At 35.4% G+C, this 14655-nt stretch carries 19 protein-coding genes; 2 read left to right on the forward strand and 17 right to left on the reverse strand.

The features are described from left to right. Positions 1-2: 2 nt before the first annotated feature. Entirely contained in the window at positions 3-809 is an 807-nt protein-coding gene (locus tag OH814_RS08575) for an alpha/beta hydrolase fold domain-containing protein (protein ID WP_374990565.1), read from the forward strand. A 129-nt stretch (positions 810-938) separates the two neighbouring features. Here the strand turns inward: OH814_RS08575 and OH814_RS08580 are convergent, their stop codons facing one another. From OH814_RS08580 to eno, 6 genes are all read right to left on the reverse strand, one after another. Continuing rightward, on the reverse strand, positions 939-2696 hold the full coding sequence (locus OH814_RS08580) for a discoidin domain-containing protein (protein WP_308827891.1): 1758 nt from the start codon (positions 2694-2696) through the stop codon (positions 939-941). A 121-nt stretch (positions 2697-2817) separates the two neighbouring features. After that, the gene (gene ctlX, locus OH814_RS08585; protein WP_308827892.1) at positions 2818-3741 is read right to left on the reverse strand and encodes a citrulline utilization hydrolase CtlX; all 924 of its coding nucleotides are present in this window, start codon (positions 3739-3741) and stop codon (positions 2818-2820) included. A gap of 37 nt (positions 3742-3778) precedes the next feature. Then, positions 3779-4147, reverse strand: a complete 369-nt coding sequence (locus OH814_RS08590; RefSeq protein WP_308827893.1) for a hypothetical protein — start codon at positions 4145-4147, stop codon at positions 3779-3781. 39 nt (positions 4148-4186) lie between these two features. Continuing rightward, the gene (locus OH814_RS08595; protein WP_308827894.1) at positions 4187-5101 is read right to left on the reverse strand and encodes an arginine deiminase family protein; all 915 of its coding nucleotides are present in this window, start codon (positions 5099-5101) and stop codon (positions 4187-4189) included. Between the two features lie 275 nt (positions 5102-5376). Then, on the reverse strand, positions 5377-6663 hold the full coding sequence (locus OH814_RS08600) for a citrate synthase (RefSeq protein WP_076557482.1): 1287 nt from the start codon (positions 6661-6663) through the stop codon (positions 5377-5379). Between the two features lie 81 nt (positions 6664-6744). Then, a complete protein-coding gene (eno, locus tag OH814_RS08605; protein WP_076557481.1) occupies positions 6745-8037 on the reverse strand; it encodes a phosphopyruvate hydratase in 1293 nt (430 codons plus the stop codon). A 148-nt stretch (positions 8038-8185) separates the two neighbouring features. On the opposite strand from eno, the gene OH814_RS08610 reads away from it, so the two are divergent. Next, on the forward strand, positions 8186-8614 hold the full coding sequence (locus OH814_RS08610) for a hypothetical protein (RefSeq protein ID WP_308827895.1): 429 nt from the start codon (positions 8186-8188) through the stop codon (positions 8612-8614). A 59-nt stretch (positions 8615-8673) separates the two neighbouring features. Here OH814_RS08610 and rplQ read toward each other — a convergent pair whose 3' ends face one another. The 11 genes from rplQ to rpsE all read right to left on the reverse strand — a co-directional run bounded on the left by rplQ (position 8674) and on the right by rpsE (position 14651). Next, positions 8674-9192 (reverse strand): 50S ribosomal protein L17, encoded by a 519-nt coding sequence (gene rplQ, locus OH814_RS08615; RefSeq protein ID WP_115620445.1) that lies wholly within the window; start codon positions 9190-9192, stop codon positions 8674-8676. Between the two features lie 6 nt (positions 9193-9198). Then, positions 9199-10194 (reverse strand): DNA-directed RNA polymerase subunit alpha, encoded by a 996-nt coding sequence (locus OH814_RS08620; RefSeq protein WP_074230972.1) that lies wholly within the window; start codon positions 10192-10194, stop codon positions 9199-9201. A 33-nt stretch (positions 10195-10227) separates the two neighbouring features. After that, complete coding sequence (gene rpsD / locus OH814_RS08625; RefSeq protein ID WP_074230971.1) at positions 10228-10836, reverse strand: 30S ribosomal protein S4; 609 nt, start codon at positions 10834-10836, stop codon at positions 10228-10230. 19 nt (positions 10837-10855) lie between these two features. Continuing rightward, positions 10856-11245 (reverse strand): 30S ribosomal protein S11, encoded by a 390-nt coding sequence (gene rpsK / locus OH814_RS08630; RefSeq protein WP_066679832.1) that lies wholly within the window; start codon positions 11243-11245, stop codon positions 10856-10858. 12 nt (positions 11246-11257) lie between these two features. After that, positions 11258-11635 carry a 30S ribosomal protein S13 gene (rpsM, locus tag OH814_RS08635; RefSeq protein ID WP_074230970.1) on the reverse strand — a complete coding sequence of 126 codons (378 nt, stop codon included), beginning with the start codon at positions 11633-11635 and terminating at the stop codon, positions 11258-11260. Between the two features lie 3 nt (positions 11636-11638). Next, entirely contained in the window at positions 11639-11755 is a 117-nt protein-coding gene (rpmJ, locus tag OH814_RS08640; RefSeq protein WP_007839480.1) for a 50S ribosomal protein L36, read from the reverse strand. 110 nt (positions 11756-11865) lie between these two features. Continuing rightward, positions 11866-12081, reverse strand: coding sequence for a translation initiation factor IF-1 (gene infA / locus OH814_RS08645; RefSeq protein ID WP_029297754.1), 216 nt, complete (start codon positions 12079-12081; stop codon positions 11866-11868). A gap of 3 nt (positions 12082-12084) precedes the next feature. Beyond that, the gene (secY, locus tag OH814_RS08650) at positions 12085-13464 is read right to left on the reverse strand and encodes a preprotein translocase subunit SecY (protein WP_074230969.1); all 1380 of its coding nucleotides are present in this window, start codon (positions 13462-13464) and stop codon (positions 12085-12087) included. 9 nt (positions 13465-13473) lie between these two features. Then, positions 13474-13923: a 50S ribosomal protein L15 gene (gene rplO, locus OH814_RS08655; RefSeq protein ID WP_308827899.1), complete on the reverse strand. Its 450-nt coding sequence runs from the start codon at positions 13921-13923 to the stop codon at positions 13474-13476. A gap of 19 nt (positions 13924-13942) precedes the next feature. Beyond that, the gene (rpmD, locus tag OH814_RS08660) at positions 13943-14119 is read right to left on the reverse strand and encodes a 50S ribosomal protein L30 (RefSeq protein ID WP_007839493.1); all 177 of its coding nucleotides are present in this window, start codon (positions 14117-14119) and stop codon (positions 13943-13945) included. Positions 14120-14129: 10 nt separating this feature from the next. Beyond that, positions 14130-14651 carry a 30S ribosomal protein S5 gene (rpsE, locus tag OH814_RS08665; RefSeq protein WP_034678028.1) on the reverse strand — a complete coding sequence of 174 codons (522 nt, stop codon included), beginning with the start codon at positions 14649-14651 and terminating at the stop codon, positions 14130-14132. Positions 14652-14655 lie beyond the last annotated feature (4 nt).

A 14655-nucleotide genomic window follows, 5' to 3' on the forward strand; every position in this document is an offset into this window, starting at 1 on the left:
TACTGTTAAACTGCAAAGAAAAAACAATCAATATCAGTAAAGACATTACTTTCGATAAACAGATGGATATCTCTTATGGAAATGATTCTGAACAAAAATTAGATTTATATATCCCCAAAAACACTCAACAAAATAAAGACTTATTCATCATCATTCATGGCGGAGGTTGGAAGGGAGGAAACAAATCTCAGCTTACTTATTTCACATTGTCGATGATGAAGAAATTCCCCAAAAGTGTTTTTGCAAACATTAATTACAGATTGGCTTCAGAAAATCGTTTCGGAATCCCAAACCAGACCGATGATATTGATAAAGTAATTTTATTTTTAGAGAAAACATTAAAATATAAACCCAATATTATTCTTCTGGGAAACAGTGCAGGTGGTCATTTATCAATGCTTTATTCATACAAGTTTGAAGCTAATAAAAGAGTAAAAGCCGTGGTGAATATTGTAGGACCAGCAGATTTATCAGATCCAAATTTTAAAAATTATTATGATTATTCATTTGTGGAAAATCATTTGGTTGATCCAGCTATACTTTCTAAGGGAATTTCTATAGAAGATTATGCAAGTCCGGTTTATTGGATAACTAAAAACGCTTCACCAACAATTTCTTTTTACGGAAATAATGACACTGTAATTCCGTTATCACAAAAAAAGATTTTAGATTCTGCTTTAAATAAAAACGGTATTTTTAATCAATCTTTCGAATTTCCCGGTGGGCATCTCGATTGGGCGAATGAGAAAAATGCACCTTTTGTCATTCATTCTATCAGTGAATTCCTAATGCATACTGACAAAAAATAAAAAGCTGGCGTCCGTTTTAAAAAAGCAAGCCTGCATTTTAAAAAAGCTGGCGTGCTTTTAGATAAATGCACGCCAACTTTTTGTAAAGTCCTCGAAAGGAATTTATACAGTAATCTTTTTAATTTAACCTTATTCAGACTTTACCACTTCCGTTCTTTCAGAAACTCCATTAGCATTAAAGGCTTCTATCTGGAAATAATAAGAATCTACTCTGTCGGCTCCGGTGAAGAAATATTCATTTTTACCGTACACCATAATGCTCCCGTATAATTTATCAGGAGATTTTCCCCAATAAATAACATAACCATCTGCTTCTGAGTTCTGTTGCCATTTCATCCAGATGCTTCTTCTTTCACCATATTTTTTCGGGTCGGCTCTTAACGGAACAAAGTTCTGAACTTTCGCTGGTTTTGCACCCGCTCCTTTTCCAAAAACTCTGAAACCGCTTAATGCAAATTTACCAGTTGGCATTTTAAGATTTTCCATCTTTAAAAATCTTGCTTCAGCTGGTTTTTCTAGTTCAACATAATCATGAGGAACGTCTTTTGTGTTTTTACTTTTATCAACAATTACTTTCCATTTTTTACCATCATTAGAACCAAGAATTTTATATTGGTGCATTTTGCCTTCCGTTTTTCCCATAAACTCGACATCCTGGTCTGCATAGTTTATCTGAATCGCATTAATGGTAGAAACTTCACCTAAATCTGTCTGAAACCATTCTCCTGCATTACCTGTTTTGGCACTCCAATAGGTTTTAATATCTTCATCTACCGCATTATTCGAATGATAACCTCCTAAAGTTGACGAAACCTGAACGGGCTTGTTATAATTTAACAACATCCAGCCGGTGAAAAGTCCTTTCGAAAAATCTTTTCCCTGCGCAAACTGCGGAAGCAAAGTCGGATAATCACCATAAGCGGTATTGGTGTACATGACATCATCCTTATCAAAACCTGCAGGCCAGATTCCTAAACGTCTCTCAAAATTATTTTTTGTAGAAATAAAAATCGTGGAAACATGCCACCAGTTTTTATAATTATCTTCGAAAGTAGCACCATGCCCCGCTCCTCTTGCAAAACCTCCCGGCTTATAAGAAAACGGATTGTGCTGTTGGTATTCATACCCTTCCAAAGGATTTTTAGAGACATAAACTCCGTCAGAATATCCGCTGAACTCTGTTGCCGGAGCGCCATACTGCATATAATATTTGTCTTTATATTTGGTTACCCAAGCTCCTTCAACAAAAGGCTGCAGGAAAACATTGTCATTATATTCTCCAAATCTTTCCCAACCGTGATCTTCGGGTTTCAATCTTAAAATAGGCTTTACAAAACCTTCAGACTGTAGATTTTTAACTTTCACTTCAGTTCCTAAAAGAGGCCATTCGTTGCTTGATCCCCAATATAAATAGAGCTTATTTTTATCTTCATCATAATGAAAAGCAGGATCCCAAGCTCCGACTTTCAAGGTATCTACTGCAATTTTCCACTCGTCTTTTGTAGGATTGGTAGATTTCCAGATTGGGAAATCCTGTTCCCAGGTAGAGCCGTAAACGTATAAAGTGTCTTTCATTGCCCAAACTGCAGGAGCGTTCAGATCGTGCGTATATTTATTGTCTCTCAGGAATTTTCTTTTCACAAATTTCCAATCGAGCATATTGTCGCTGTACCAATATCCTTCCTGATTGGTCGAAAAAAGAAAAAGCTTCTTCTGAAAATTTACAATCACAGGATCTGCGGTTGCACGATGCTTTCCTTGTTTTGAAAAAACTTCAAAAGGCGTATAGCCATAGTCGATATTAATAGGATTGCAATACGTTTTTTGCTGCGCATTCGAAAAGAAGCACAGAAGTATTACCATGCTGAAATATAATCTCTTACTCATAATCAAACTTTATATTTCTACAAATTTAAAGTTTTTTTTAACGGTTTGCTTCGTATCTAAGCATAAAAAACTTCTGACCTTTAGAAAGCCAGAAGTTGTAATTTATTTAATTTAAAATACTTTATTTTTTAGGTAAGAAAACTTCTGCCAACATGCAACGTGCACTTCCGCCTCCGTTTACTTCAATCGTATTAAGATCTGAATAGATGATTTCGCAGTATTTTTCGATGTTTGCAATTTGCTCAGAATGTAAAGATTGATAAGCAGTCTGGCTCATTACTAAATATTTCTGACCCTCTTTATTCTGAACCTGAAGCATATTTCCTGCAAATTGCTGCATTTGCTCTTCAGAAATTTCTATGATTTCTTTTCCTGAATTTTTAATGGTTTCTATTACTTTACTTCTTTCCAGTTCACTATCAATACAATCTAAGCAAATCACTACAAATTGATCGGCAACACACATCATTACATTGGTATGATAAATTGGAAGCCTCTCGTCACCAACCGTTTGAAACGAGTGGAAAACAACCGGGGTAAATCTATATTTGGTACAGAATTCTCTGAATAAATTTTCATCAAGTCTCAAAGAAACCGAGCCATAAGCAATTTTATTATCATGATCAAAGATCATACTTCCCGTTCCTTCCAAAAAGTGTCCTTGCATTTCAGGCAAAGACCAGTCATCAATTTCTGATACTTCAAAACCTTGATTTTTGATACTCTCGATAATATCTTCTCTTCGCTCTACTCTTCTGTTTGAAGCAAACATCGGATACAAAACCACTTTTCCATCTTTGTGGAAACTTACCCAATTGTTTGGGAAAATAGAATCCGGAGTATGTGGATCGATCGTGTCTTTAACGGTAATCACGTTAATACCTTTACTTCTCAGTTTTTCAACAAAAATCTTGAATTCCGCCAAAGCTTTTGACTGAATATCCGCCCCTTTCTGCTCTACTTGAAAATAATTATTCTCTGCCGTTTCTGCATTGTAACCGAATGCAATCGGCTCTATCATTAATACTGTATCTGTTGTCTGCATAGTTTCCAATAGTTGTTGATGTAACGATTTAATAAAATTAGTCAAATGGAGATAAAGTTTCAATCAAAAATGATTCAATATTTTGAAACTCATGTACATATTTAATTCTATTACTAACAATATTATTCTTGCTATCTGAAATATAAATTCCAGACTCATAAATGTTTGTTTTGATTTGAATTTGTTCTTTCAGAATGAAAATCTTTGCATTATTATGAATTGTATTATCATCTGAGTAACCATACTCCTTTAGAATTTCCGGTGTAAACTCTATAGGTTGCAAATCATCAAAACTTACTGTAAGATTATTGTCAATTATGATTTCTTTTGATGAAATAATTGCTGTTATATAACCTTGTTTGAAACTGTTACCAATACAAATTCTTGTCAAATTTTGCTCAATCATATTATTAGGTCTCTGTGATTTTATAATTTAGAAGTAATATTAATCTCTCACCAAAGGCATCGTAGAACATCTCAACAAGCCTCCCATTTTAGAGATCTCTCTATAAGGAATTTCTTCGACAGTCATTCCCCATTCGTTTCTAAGGTGGTTGTTCATTCTTGTAAATGTTTGGTCTGAAACCACAACGTCCGGTGAAATTGAAAAAATATTCGGAAACATTTCAAACATTTCTTCATCGTTTACATGGAAGCAATTTTCTTCACCGAAGATATCAATGATCAAATTGTAATCACTTTCATCTACGAAACCGTTCTTATAAATAATACATTTATCTTCGCCAATTGGATTGAATGTGCAGTCTAAATGCAAAATACCTTTATAAGGTTCTTTATCATTTTTCTTTAATTCAAGATCGATAATTCTCTTTTTAGGAAAATATTCTTTAAGAATTTCAATCGCATATTCGTTCGTTCTTGCTGTTTTATAACTTCTGTAATCTTCGCTGAAACACGTTCCTATGAAAAGAAAGTCATTCCAAACAATAACATCTCCGCCTTCAATATGAGCTGTTTCCGGAAGATTGATAATTTTTCTCCAGGCTACTTCTTCAAAAACTTTTTTGTAAGCTTCCTGTTCATCTGCTCGGTCTGCGATCACATTAGAAATAATCATTTTATCATCGATCACAAAAGCCACATCTCTTGCAAAAACCTGATTATAATCTTTAATAATATCGGGACGGAAAACCTGAACGTCATATTTTTTCAGAACCGCTTCAAAAGCATTCATTTCGCTGATGATGTCTGCTTCCTTCGGATACATATTGTGTTCTATCGTGTAATATGATTTGGCATCATAGCTTTCTTCCAAAGTCGGAACGCCGCCCATAGAGTTGGGTTGCCCTAAAACTACCGACCTCAGTCTACCAGTTTCGTTTTTTATATTTAATTTCATAAATAATGAGAATTAAGCAAATATAATCAAACCGATGTGATGCTGAAAGTTTTTACAATCGAGAATAAATAAAGCTTTTCCCGGAACTTTTGTTCATTTGTGAATCTCCAATCATTTCATCTGATGAAGTGAAAACTTACAGATAGAATTAATGATTATCAACTTAATTTTAAGCACAATATCTTTGTTAAATTTTTAAATAATCTTTTATTATGTAAAACAAAAAATCCCAAAGCAAAAAACTTTGGGATCTATATTTATTTGAGAAAACAATATTATCTGTTTGTGATATCGATATAATCTCTTTTTTGAGCGCCTTGGTAAACCTGTCTTGGTCTTCCGATCGGATCTCCTTTTAGTCTCATTTCTTTCCACTGAGCAATCCATCCAGGAAGTCTTCCCAATGCGAACATTACGGTAAACATTTCTGTAGGAATTCCTAATGCTCTGTAGATGATTCCAGAATAGAAATCTACATTTGGATATAACTTTCTCTCGATGAAGTACTCGTCTTCAAGAGCTACTTTTTCTAGCTGCATTGCAATATCAAGTGCTTTGTCTTCAATTCCTAAAGCAGCTAATAAATCGTCAGCAGCTTTTTTGATGATTTTTGCTCTTGGATCGAAGTTTTTGTAAACTCTGTGTCCGAATCCCATCAAACGGAAGCTATCGTTTTTATCTTTCGCTTTAGCTACCCATTTATTAACATCACCACCGTCTTTTTCGATCAATTCAAGCATTTCGATAACTGCCTGGTTTGCACCGCCGTGAAGTGGACCCCAAAGTGCAGAAATACCTGCAGAAACTGAAGCGAAAAGGCCTGTGTGAGCAGAACCTACCATTCTTACAGTAGATGTAGAACAGTTTTGCTCGTGATCTGCGTGAAGAATTAATAATTTATCTAGAGCCTGAACTACCACCGGATTGATTTCGAAATCAGCATTTGGCTGTCTGAAAGACATTTTGTAGAAATTTTCTACATAGTTTAGGTTATTATCTCCGTGGTTTAAAGGTAGTCCTAAAGTTTTTCTGTACGTCCAAGCAGCAAGGTGAGCAAATTTAGCGATCAACAATTCTGCAGCAAGATCCATCTCTTCTTTAGAATTTACATCAACTGCTTTAGGATTAAATGCTGTTAATGCAGAAGTAAGAGTAGATAAAACTCCCATTGGGTGAGCAGAACGAGGGAAAGCATCGATGATTTTTTTCATCTCCTCTGCTACGAAGTTATATTTTTTGATATTACCGTTGAAGGTATTAAATTGTTCTGTTGTAGGCAATTCACCGTGCAGCAAAAGATACATTACTTCAGTAAAGTTTGATTTCTCAGCAATTTGCTCAATAGGATAACCTCTGTAGAACAATTCTCCCTGATCACCATCAAGATAAGTGATATCGCTTAATGTAGCACCTGTGTTTTTGTACCCTAAATCTAAGGTAATAAGACCCGTTTGGTCTCTTAATTTTGAAATATCTATTCCTCTGTCTCCGATTGTACTATCTACGATAGGATATTCATACGAATTACCGTCATAATTCAATATAACTTTGTTGTCTGACATTATATAATATTTTATTTAAATTTCTTAAAAATACACAAAAAACAGCAATACTAAAAAAGTTTGCTGTTTTTTTTATTTAATTTATCTTTTAATTTTGAAAGCATCCAAACCAGGGAAATAAGCAGTATCTCCTAAAGCTTCTTCAATTCTTAGTAACTGGTTGTATTTCGCCATTCTGTCTGATCTTGAAGCAGATCCTGTTTTAATCTGACCGCAATTCATAGCAACCGCCAGATCAGCAATTGTAGAATCTTCAGTTTCACCAGATCTGTGAGACATTACCGATGTAAACTTGTTGTGCTGAGCCATTTGTACCGCTGCCATCGTTTCAGAAAGAGAACCAATTTGGTTTACTTTTACCAAGATTGAATTAGCAATTCCTTCTTTTACTCCTCTTGATAATCTTTCAACGTTTGTTACGAATAAATCGTCACCAACCAACTGTACTCTGTCACCGATTTTGTCAGTTAACATTTTCCAACCTTCCCAGTCATTTTCCTGCATTCCGTCTTCAATAGAGATAATTGGATATTTATTTGCCAATTCTGCTAAGTACGAAACCTGCTCGCTGCTTGTAAACTGAGCTGCATCCGGAGTCTGGAATTTTCTGTAATCATAAACTCCGTCTTTGTAGAATTCTGAAGCTGCGCAATCTAATGCAATCATCACATCGTCACCCGGCTTGTAACCCGCTTTTTCGATAGCCTGAAGTAAAGTATCTAAAGCATCTTCAGTTCCTTTGAAAGTTGGTGCAAAACCACCTTCGTCACCTACCGCAGTAGAAAGACCTCTTGAATGAAGTATAGATTTCAGATTGTGGAAAATCTCAGTTCCTTTTCTCAATGCGTGAGAGAAAGAATCTGCTTTTACCGGCATTACCATAAATTCCTGGAAAGCAATAGGTGCATCTGAGTGCGAACCACCATTGATTACATTCATCATCGGAACAGGCAGTGTATTTGCATTGACACCACCAATATATTTGTATAAAGGTAATTTTAATTCGTTTGCAGCAGCTTTTGCAGCTGCCAGAGAAACACCAAGAATTGCGTTTGCTCCCAAGTTTCCTTTATTGTTTGTACCATCCAGCTCGATCATAATCTGATCAATAAGGTTCTGATCAAAAACAGGAAGACCCACCAATTCAGGCGATATTACTTCTCTTACATTTTCTACAGCCTTGGAAACCCCTTTCCCCATCCATTCAGAACCACCATCACGTAATTCTACTGCTTCATGCTCTCCCGTAGATGCACCAGAAGGAACTGCAGCACGACCCATCGCACCACTTTCTGTAAATACATCAACTTCAACTGTAGGATTTCCTCTTGAATCCAAAATTTGTCTCGCTTCTATGTAAGAAATGTAACTCATTTTTTATCTATTTTATAGTTTAGACAAATTTAATCAAAATTTAACTTTTTTCGCTTAATTGGGCGGTTCATTTATTTAAATATGAGTTAAATTTTAGTTAATTTTACATGGATAAGAACTTGATTAAAACAAATAAATTTAAAATAATATGATTAAAAAAATTATTGCAGTCTGTATCATTTCATCTTTTATTATAGCATGCAAAAAAGAAGGGAATAAGGGAATTTTAAAATCTGATTCTACAAATACTACAAATACAGAAGTGCTTGCAGATAATGGAGCTATTGACTCTACAATCGCTTACAATACTGATATTAATGGTAACAAGACGATAAAAACAGATTACGTATATAAAGCGACCGATAAATCTTTGGTAAAAGTAGTTTTTAACTATGATCCTAAAAACAGAACCGTTTCTATTACCAACAATAAGAAAACATTCGTGCTGGAAAAATCTGAAGCTAACGTGAATGAAACTATTTATAAAAAAGATGATATGACTGCTACCGTAAAAGGAGACAGCCTAATCATAAATCAGGGTAATAATATTATAGAACTGGTAAAAACTAAAATTTAAAAACATAAAAAAACCGTTCAGAAATCTGAACGGTTTTTTATTTATATCCGGATGAATTATTATTCTCCAGCTTTTTCTTCAGTAGAATCAGTTGATTCAGCCTTAGGCTCTTCAACTTTTTCTTCTACTACAGGAGCTTCAGCAGCTACCTTTGCAGTAGAAGTAGATCTTCTACTTCTTCTTGTCGTCTTTTTCTCCTCAGCATTAGGATTGTAAAGTTCGTTGAAATCAACAAGCTCGATAAGAGCCATGTCAGCAGCATCACCTTTTCTGAAACCAGTCTTGATGATTCTTGTATACCCGCCGTTTCTTTCTGCGATTTTAGGAGCTACTGATCTGAAAAGTTCAGTAACAGCCTCTTTACTTTGAAGATATGAAAAAACAATTCTTCTATTGTGTGTAGTATCTTCTTTTGCCTTTGTTAATAGAGGCTCAACATATACTCTTAAAGCTTTAGCTTTAGCTACAGTAGTGTTGATTCTCTTATGCTCAATTAGAGAACAAGCCATATTAGAAAGTAACGCGCTTCTGTGAGAAGAAGTTCTTCCTAAGTGATTGAATTTTTTACCGTGTCTCATTATTATTTAATTATCAGCGTCTAATTTATATTTTGCAACGTCGAAACCGAAGTTAAGACCTTTTGAATGCACCAATTCTTCTAGTTCTGTCAAAGATTTTTTACCAAAATTTCTGAATTTCATCAAATCAGACTTACTATAAGAAACAAGCTCACCCAGAGTTTCTACTTCAGCTGCTTTCAGACAGTTTAGGGCTCTTACAGAAAGATCCATATCTGCTAATTTAGACTTAAGTAGTTGTCTAGTGTGAAGTGTCTCTTCATCGTATTGGATAGATGCTTTCACAGCTTCAGTCTCCAAAGTGATTCTCTCATCAGAGAACAACATGAAGTGATAAATTAATATCTTAGAAGCTTCAGTTAAAGCATTCTGAGGGCTTATTGAGCCATCAGTTTCTATATCCAAAACCAATTTTTCGTAGTCTGTTTTTTGCTCTACACGGTAATTTTCAATACTATACTGTACTTTTTTGATCGGCGTAAAGATAGAGTCAATAGCAATAGTACCTACAGGTGCATTGTTTGACTTGTTTTGTTCAGAAGGAACATATCCTCTTCCCTTTTCTATGTTGAACGTAATTTCAAAAGTAACATCCGAGTTTAGGTTACAGATCATCAAGTCTGGATTCAAGATTTCAAATCCGTTGATAGACTGTCCCAAATCTCCAGCAGTAATAACAGTTTGACCAGAAACTTTAGCAACTACCTGCTCTGAAGCTTGGTTTTCTGCTGTAGCTTTAAGTCTTACCTGCTTAAGGTTAAGAATAATTTCGGTAACGTCTTCAATTACTCCTGGGATAGTTGAAAATTCGTGCTCTACACCTTCTATTTTGATAGATGAAATAGCGTATCCTTCCAGAGAAGAAAGCAACACTCTTCTCAAAGCATTACCGATTGTAAGCCCGAAACCTGGTTCTAGAGGTCGAAATTCGAATTGACCTTTAAATTCATCAGAGTTAAGTAGAATTACTTTATCGGGTTTTATGAATTGTAAAATTGCCATATTGTTGGGTTGAGCAAAAATTTGATTAAAAAATTATTTAGAGTAAAGTTCGACGATAAGCTGTTCCTTGATGTCTTCCGGAATTTGGATTCTTTCAGGAGCAGAAATGAAGGTACCTTCTTTTTTCTCGTCGTTGAATTGCAACCACTCATAGTTTGCTTTTGATGCCAAAGCATCAGCAACAACCTCTAGAGACTTAGATTTTTCTCTTACAGCGATTACATCACCAGCTTTTACTAAATAAGATGGAATGTTAAGGATTTCTCCATTCACAGTGATGTGTCTGTGAGAAGTTAACTGTCTTGCTCCAGATCTGGTTTTAGCAAAACCTAATCTGTACACAACGTTATCCAATCTTGATTCGCAAAGCTGTAATAGAACTTCACCTGTTACACCTTTACTTCTGTGCGCTTTTTCAAAAAGGTTAGCAAATTGTCTTTCTAAAATACCGTAAGTATATTTAGCTTTTTGCTTTTCCATTAACTGAACAGCATATTCAGATTTCTTTGCTCCTCTTCTTTTGTTAGGACCATGTTGTCCTGGCGGTTGGTTTTTTCTTTTCTCGAAGTTTTTATCATCTCCGTAGATTGCAGCACCAAACTTTCTAGCAATCTTAGTTTTAGGTCCAATATATCTTGCCATAATGGGTAAATTCTAAAAATTAAACTCTTCTTCTTTTCGGTGGTCTACATCCATTGTGTGGCATAGGAGTAACGTCAATAATTTCGCTAACTTCGATACCTGAATTGTGAATTGTTCTGATCGCAGATTCTCTACCTGCACCAGGACCTTTCACATACACCTTTACTCTTCTAAGACCCGCTTCGTGAGCTACAGTAGAGCAATTTTCTGCTGCCATTTGAGCAGCAAAAGGAGTGTTCTTTTTAGAACCTCTGAACCCCATTTTACCGGCAGATGCCCAAGAGATAACCTCTCCGCTTTTATTTGTTAAAGAAATGATGATGTTATTGAAAGAAGCTTGAATATGCGCTTCTCCTATAGCCTCAACTTTTACTTTTCTTTTTTTAACTACTTTAGTTTGTTTTGCCATAATTCCTAACGATTATTTACTTGCTTTTTTCTTGTTAGCAACAGTTTTTCTCTTTCCTTTACGGGTTCTCGAGTTGTTTTTCGTTCTCTGGCCTCTTAAAGGTAGTCCTAGTCTGTGACGTATTCCTCGTTGGCATCCTATGTCCATTAATCGCTTAATGTTCAATTGCACTTCAGATCTAAGCTCTCCCTCCACTTTAATGTTTTCTGAGATATAGTTTCTGATTGCAGCCAATTCATCGTCATTCCATTCGTTGACTTTCTTGTCTTCGCTGATACCGGCAGCCTTAAGGATTTCAGAAGAAGTACTTCTCCCAACTCCATAAATATAAGTTAAACCGATAACACCTCTTTTGTTTTTTGGTAAATCAATACCTGAAATTCTCGCCATAATTTAGCCTTGTCTTTGTTTAAATTTTGGGTTTTTCTTGTTGATTACGAAGAGTACACCTTTTCTGCGTACAATCTTGCAATCAGCACTTCTTTTTTTAATTGATGCTCTAACTTTCATTTGAAATATTTATATTTTTTCAATACTAAACAAAATCCTTGATTTCGTTTGAAAATATTTATTTTTAACAAGAGCCAAATGGAGATCATAAGATTCCACTTGGCGTTTGTTTAATATCTAAATGTAATTCTCCCCTTCGAAAGATCGTAAGGAGACATTTCTAATTTTACCTTATCACCAGGTAATAGTTTAATATAATGCATACGCATTTTACCAGAGATATGAGCAATAAGCACATGCCCATTTTCTAGCTCTACACGGAACTGAGCGTTCGAAAGTGCTTCCGTTATAACGCCATCTTGTTCGATATGTTTTTGTTTTGCCATAAATTAATATCCAGTCGATCTTGATAATTTAGACTGCATTAAGCCATCATAATGATGATTCAGCAGATAAGTGTTAATCTGTTGAACAGTATCTAATACTACCCCAACCATAATTAGCAACGAAGTTCCCCCGAAAAATAGGGCGAACGCATCTGTCTGAACAAGACTTCCATGCACTATTGCTGGAAGGACTGCAAAGATAGATAAAAATATTGCACCTGGCAAGGTAATTTTTGATAAAATATCATCTAGATAGTCAGCAGTCTCTTTACCGGGTCTTACTTTTGGTACCAAACCGCCATTTCTCTTAAGATCATCGGCCATCTGGTTTACCGGAATTGTAATTGCGGTATAGAAAAATGAAAAGATAATAATCAATAGTGCAAACAATACATTGTACTGCCAGCTAAAAACATTTTTGAAACCTGCAAGAAAAGTATTAGACTCATCTACTTTGGTTAACAAACCAGGTACGAACATCAATGCCTGAGCAAAGATAATCGGCATTACACCTGCTGCGTTTACTTTTAGCGGAATCCACTGTCTTGCTCCTTGCATTAGATTTCTATTTACACCTCCCCTTGCTTGAGCTCTGCTTACATACTGAATAGGGATTTTTCTTACTGCAACAGATAATACTACTGCCAAAAGAACCACCAACATCCAGAATATTACTTCGATCATAATCATGATAGAACCTAATCCTCCTTTTCCGTTTTGTACTGCAATTTCCTGTACAAATGCTTCTGGTAATCTAGATAAAATACCTACCATAATAAGGATAGAAATACCATTTCCTATACCTTTATCGGTAATTTTTTCACCTAACCACATTGCAAATACAGAACCTGCAACCAAGATTACAATACTTGGCAACCAGAACATAATAGAGTTTGGATCTATGAAATATGCAGACTGGAACTGAGCATAAGGTAAGAACAACTGAGTAATAGAAGTTAAATAAGAAGGTGCCTGTACAAGACAAACCCCAATCGTTAACCATCTAGTAATTTGATTCAATGTGTTTCTACCAGACTCTCCGTCTTTTTGAAGTTTCTGAAGATAAGGAATTGCCATTCCCATCAACTGAACAATAATAGAAGCAGAAATATAAGGCATGATACCCAACGCCATTACGGAAGCGTGGCTGAAAGCTCCTCCCGTAAACGACGAAAGCAAGCCAAGGAGACCTGCTCCTTGCTTGTTACCGCCTTGATTTTTATAATGCTCTAAGAGATCTCCTACTTCTGCAAGGTTAATTGCAGGTAAAGAGATGAAAGATGCGAATCTATACACAAGGATAATCCCTAAAGTAAATAGAATTTTATCTCTAAGTTCCTTAAGACTCCAAATATTTTTGAGGGTTTGTATAAATTCTTTCATTAGTAATTATTATAAGGTAATTGCTTTTCCACCTGCTTTAGCAATAAGCTCTTCAGCAGATTTAGTGAATTTGTCAGCAGTAATTGAAACCGCAGATTTCAATTCTCCTCTCCCCATAATTTTCACTATTTCGTTTTTAGTTGCCAGACCGTGCTGTACCAAAATTTCTTTTGTAATATCTCCTGTTACAGATTTATTTTCAATTAAAATTTGGATATCATCAAGGTTAATAGCTCTATATTCTTTTCTGTTTACGTTTTTGAAACCGAATTTAGGTAATCTTCTTTGCAAAGGCATTTGTCCTCCTTCAAAACCGATTTTCTGAGAATAACCAGCTCTTGCTTTCTGACCTTTGTGCCCTTTTGTAGAAGTACCTCCTTTTCCACTACCTTGTCCTCTACCAATTCTTTTTGAACTAAATGTAGAACCTGCAGCAGGCTTTATGTTGTTTAAATTCATTTTAAAATTATTTTAAAAATTATTTTTGAACTTCAAGTAAGTGACTAACTGCAGCTATCATCCCTAAAATAGAAGGTGTAGCTTCGTGCTCTACAACTTGGTGAAGTTTCTTAAATCCTAATGCTTCAAGCGTTCTCTTTTGGGTTTTTGTTCTACCAATAGCGCTTCTTACTTGCTTTACTTTAATTGTTGCCATTGTTTTATTATTAACCGTTAAACACTTTAGTTAAAGAAACTCCTCTCATTCTTGCAATTTCTTCTGGTCTTCTGATGTCTAACAATGCTTTGAAAGTTGCCTTTACTACATTGTGAGGGTTTGAAGATCCTTTAGATTTTGAAAGGATATCGTGAATACCAGCAGACTCAAGTACCGCTCTTACCGCACCACCGGCGATAAGCCCTGTACCGTGAGAAGCAGGTCTCAAGAAGATATCTGCACCACCGTATCTAGCAGTAGTCTGGTGAGGGATAGTATGGTTCATTACAGGAACTTTTACCAAGTTTTTCTTAGCATCTTCTACTGCCTTAGCAATAGCAGAAGCAACTTCCTTAGATTTTCCTAAACCAAAACCGATAGTTCCAGCTTCGTCTCCTACAACAACAATTGCAGAAAATCCGAAAGCTCTACCTCCTTTAGTTACTTTTGTTACTCTATTAACAGCTACGAGACGATCTTTAAGTTCTAATCCTCCCGGTTTTACTCTTTCTATATTATCTAGTCCTAACATATTT

It is taken from the genome of Chryseobacterium sp. CFS15 (genome assembly GCF_031118795.1).
GTDB classification, from domain to species: domain Bacteria; phylum Bacteroidota; class Bacteroidia; order Flavobacteriales; family Weeksellaceae; genus Chryseobacterium; species Chryseobacterium indoltheticum.

What these genes read in the sequence shown, in the direction of transcription:
- infA (WP_029297754.1), bottom strand. Translation starts at nt 12,081, where the DNA reads ATGGCAAAACAAAAACATATCGAACAAGATGGCGTTATAACGGAAGCA.
- OH814_RS08590 (WP_308827893.1), bottom strand. Translation starts at nt 4,147, where the DNA reads ATGATTGAGCAAAATTTGACAAGAATTTGTATTGGTAACAGTTTCAAA.
- rpsE (WP_034678028.1), bottom strand. Translation starts at nt 14,651, where the DNA reads ATGTTAGGACTAGATAATATAGAAAGAGTAAAACCGGGAGGATTAGAA.
- rplQ (WP_115620445.1), bottom strand. Translation starts at nt 9,192, where the DNA reads ATGAGACACGGTAAAAAATTCAATCACTTAGGAAGAACTTCTTCTCAC.
- OH814_RS08620 (WP_074230972.1), bottom strand. Translation starts at nt 10,194, where the DNA reads ATGGCAATTTTACAATTCATAAAACCCGATAAAGTAATTCTACTTAAC.
- rpsM (WP_074230970.1), bottom strand. Translation starts at nt 11,635, where the DNA reads ATGGCGAGAATTTCAGGTATTGATTTACCAAAAAACAAAAGAGGTGTT.
- rpmD (WP_007839493.1), bottom strand. Translation starts at nt 14,119, where the DNA reads ATGGCAACAATTAAAGTAAAGCAAGTAAGAAGCGCTATTGGTAGAACA.
- OH814_RS08595 (WP_308827894.1), bottom strand. Translation starts at nt 5,101, where the DNA reads ATGAAATTAAATATAAAAAACGAAACTGGTAGACTGAGGTCGGTAGTT.
- rpsK (WP_066679832.1), bottom strand. Translation starts at nt 11,245, where the DNA reads ATGGCAAAACAAACTAAAGTAGTTAAAAAAAGAAAAGTAAAAGTTGAG.
- ctlX (WP_308827892.1), bottom strand. Translation starts at nt 3,741, where the DNA reads ATGCAGACAACAGATACAGTATTAATGATAGAGCCGATTGCATTCGGT.
- rpsD (WP_074230971.1), bottom strand. Translation starts at nt 10,836, where the DNA reads ATGGCAAGATATATTGGACCTAAAACTAAGATTGCTAGAAAGTTTGGT.
- OH814_RS08580 (WP_308827891.1), bottom strand. Translation starts at nt 2,696, where the DNA reads ATGAGTAAGAGATTATATTTCAGCATGGTAATACTTCTGTGCTTCTTT.
- OH814_RS08600 (WP_076557482.1), bottom strand. Translation starts at nt 6,663, where the DNA reads ATGTCAGACAACAAAGTTATATTGAATTATGACGGTAATTCGTATGAA.
- rpmJ (WP_007839480.1), bottom strand. Translation starts at nt 11,755, where the DNA reads ATGAAAGTTAGAGCATCAATTAAAAAAAGAAGTGCTGATTGCAAGATT.
- secY (WP_074230969.1), bottom strand. Translation starts at nt 13,464, where the DNA reads ATGAAAGAATTTATACAAACCCTCAAAAATATTTGGAGTCTTAAGGAA.
- eno (WP_076557481.1), bottom strand. Translation starts at nt 8,037, where the DNA reads ATGAGTTACATTTCTTACATAGAAGCGAGACAAATTTTGGATTCAAGA.
- OH814_RS08610 (WP_308827895.1), top strand. Translation starts at nt 8,186, where the DNA reads ATGATTAAAAAAATTATTGCAGTCTGTATCATTTCATCTTTTATTATA.
- rplO (WP_308827899.1), bottom strand. Translation starts at nt 13,923, where the DNA reads ATGAATTTAAACAACATAAAGCCTGCTGCAGGTTCTACATTTAGTTCA.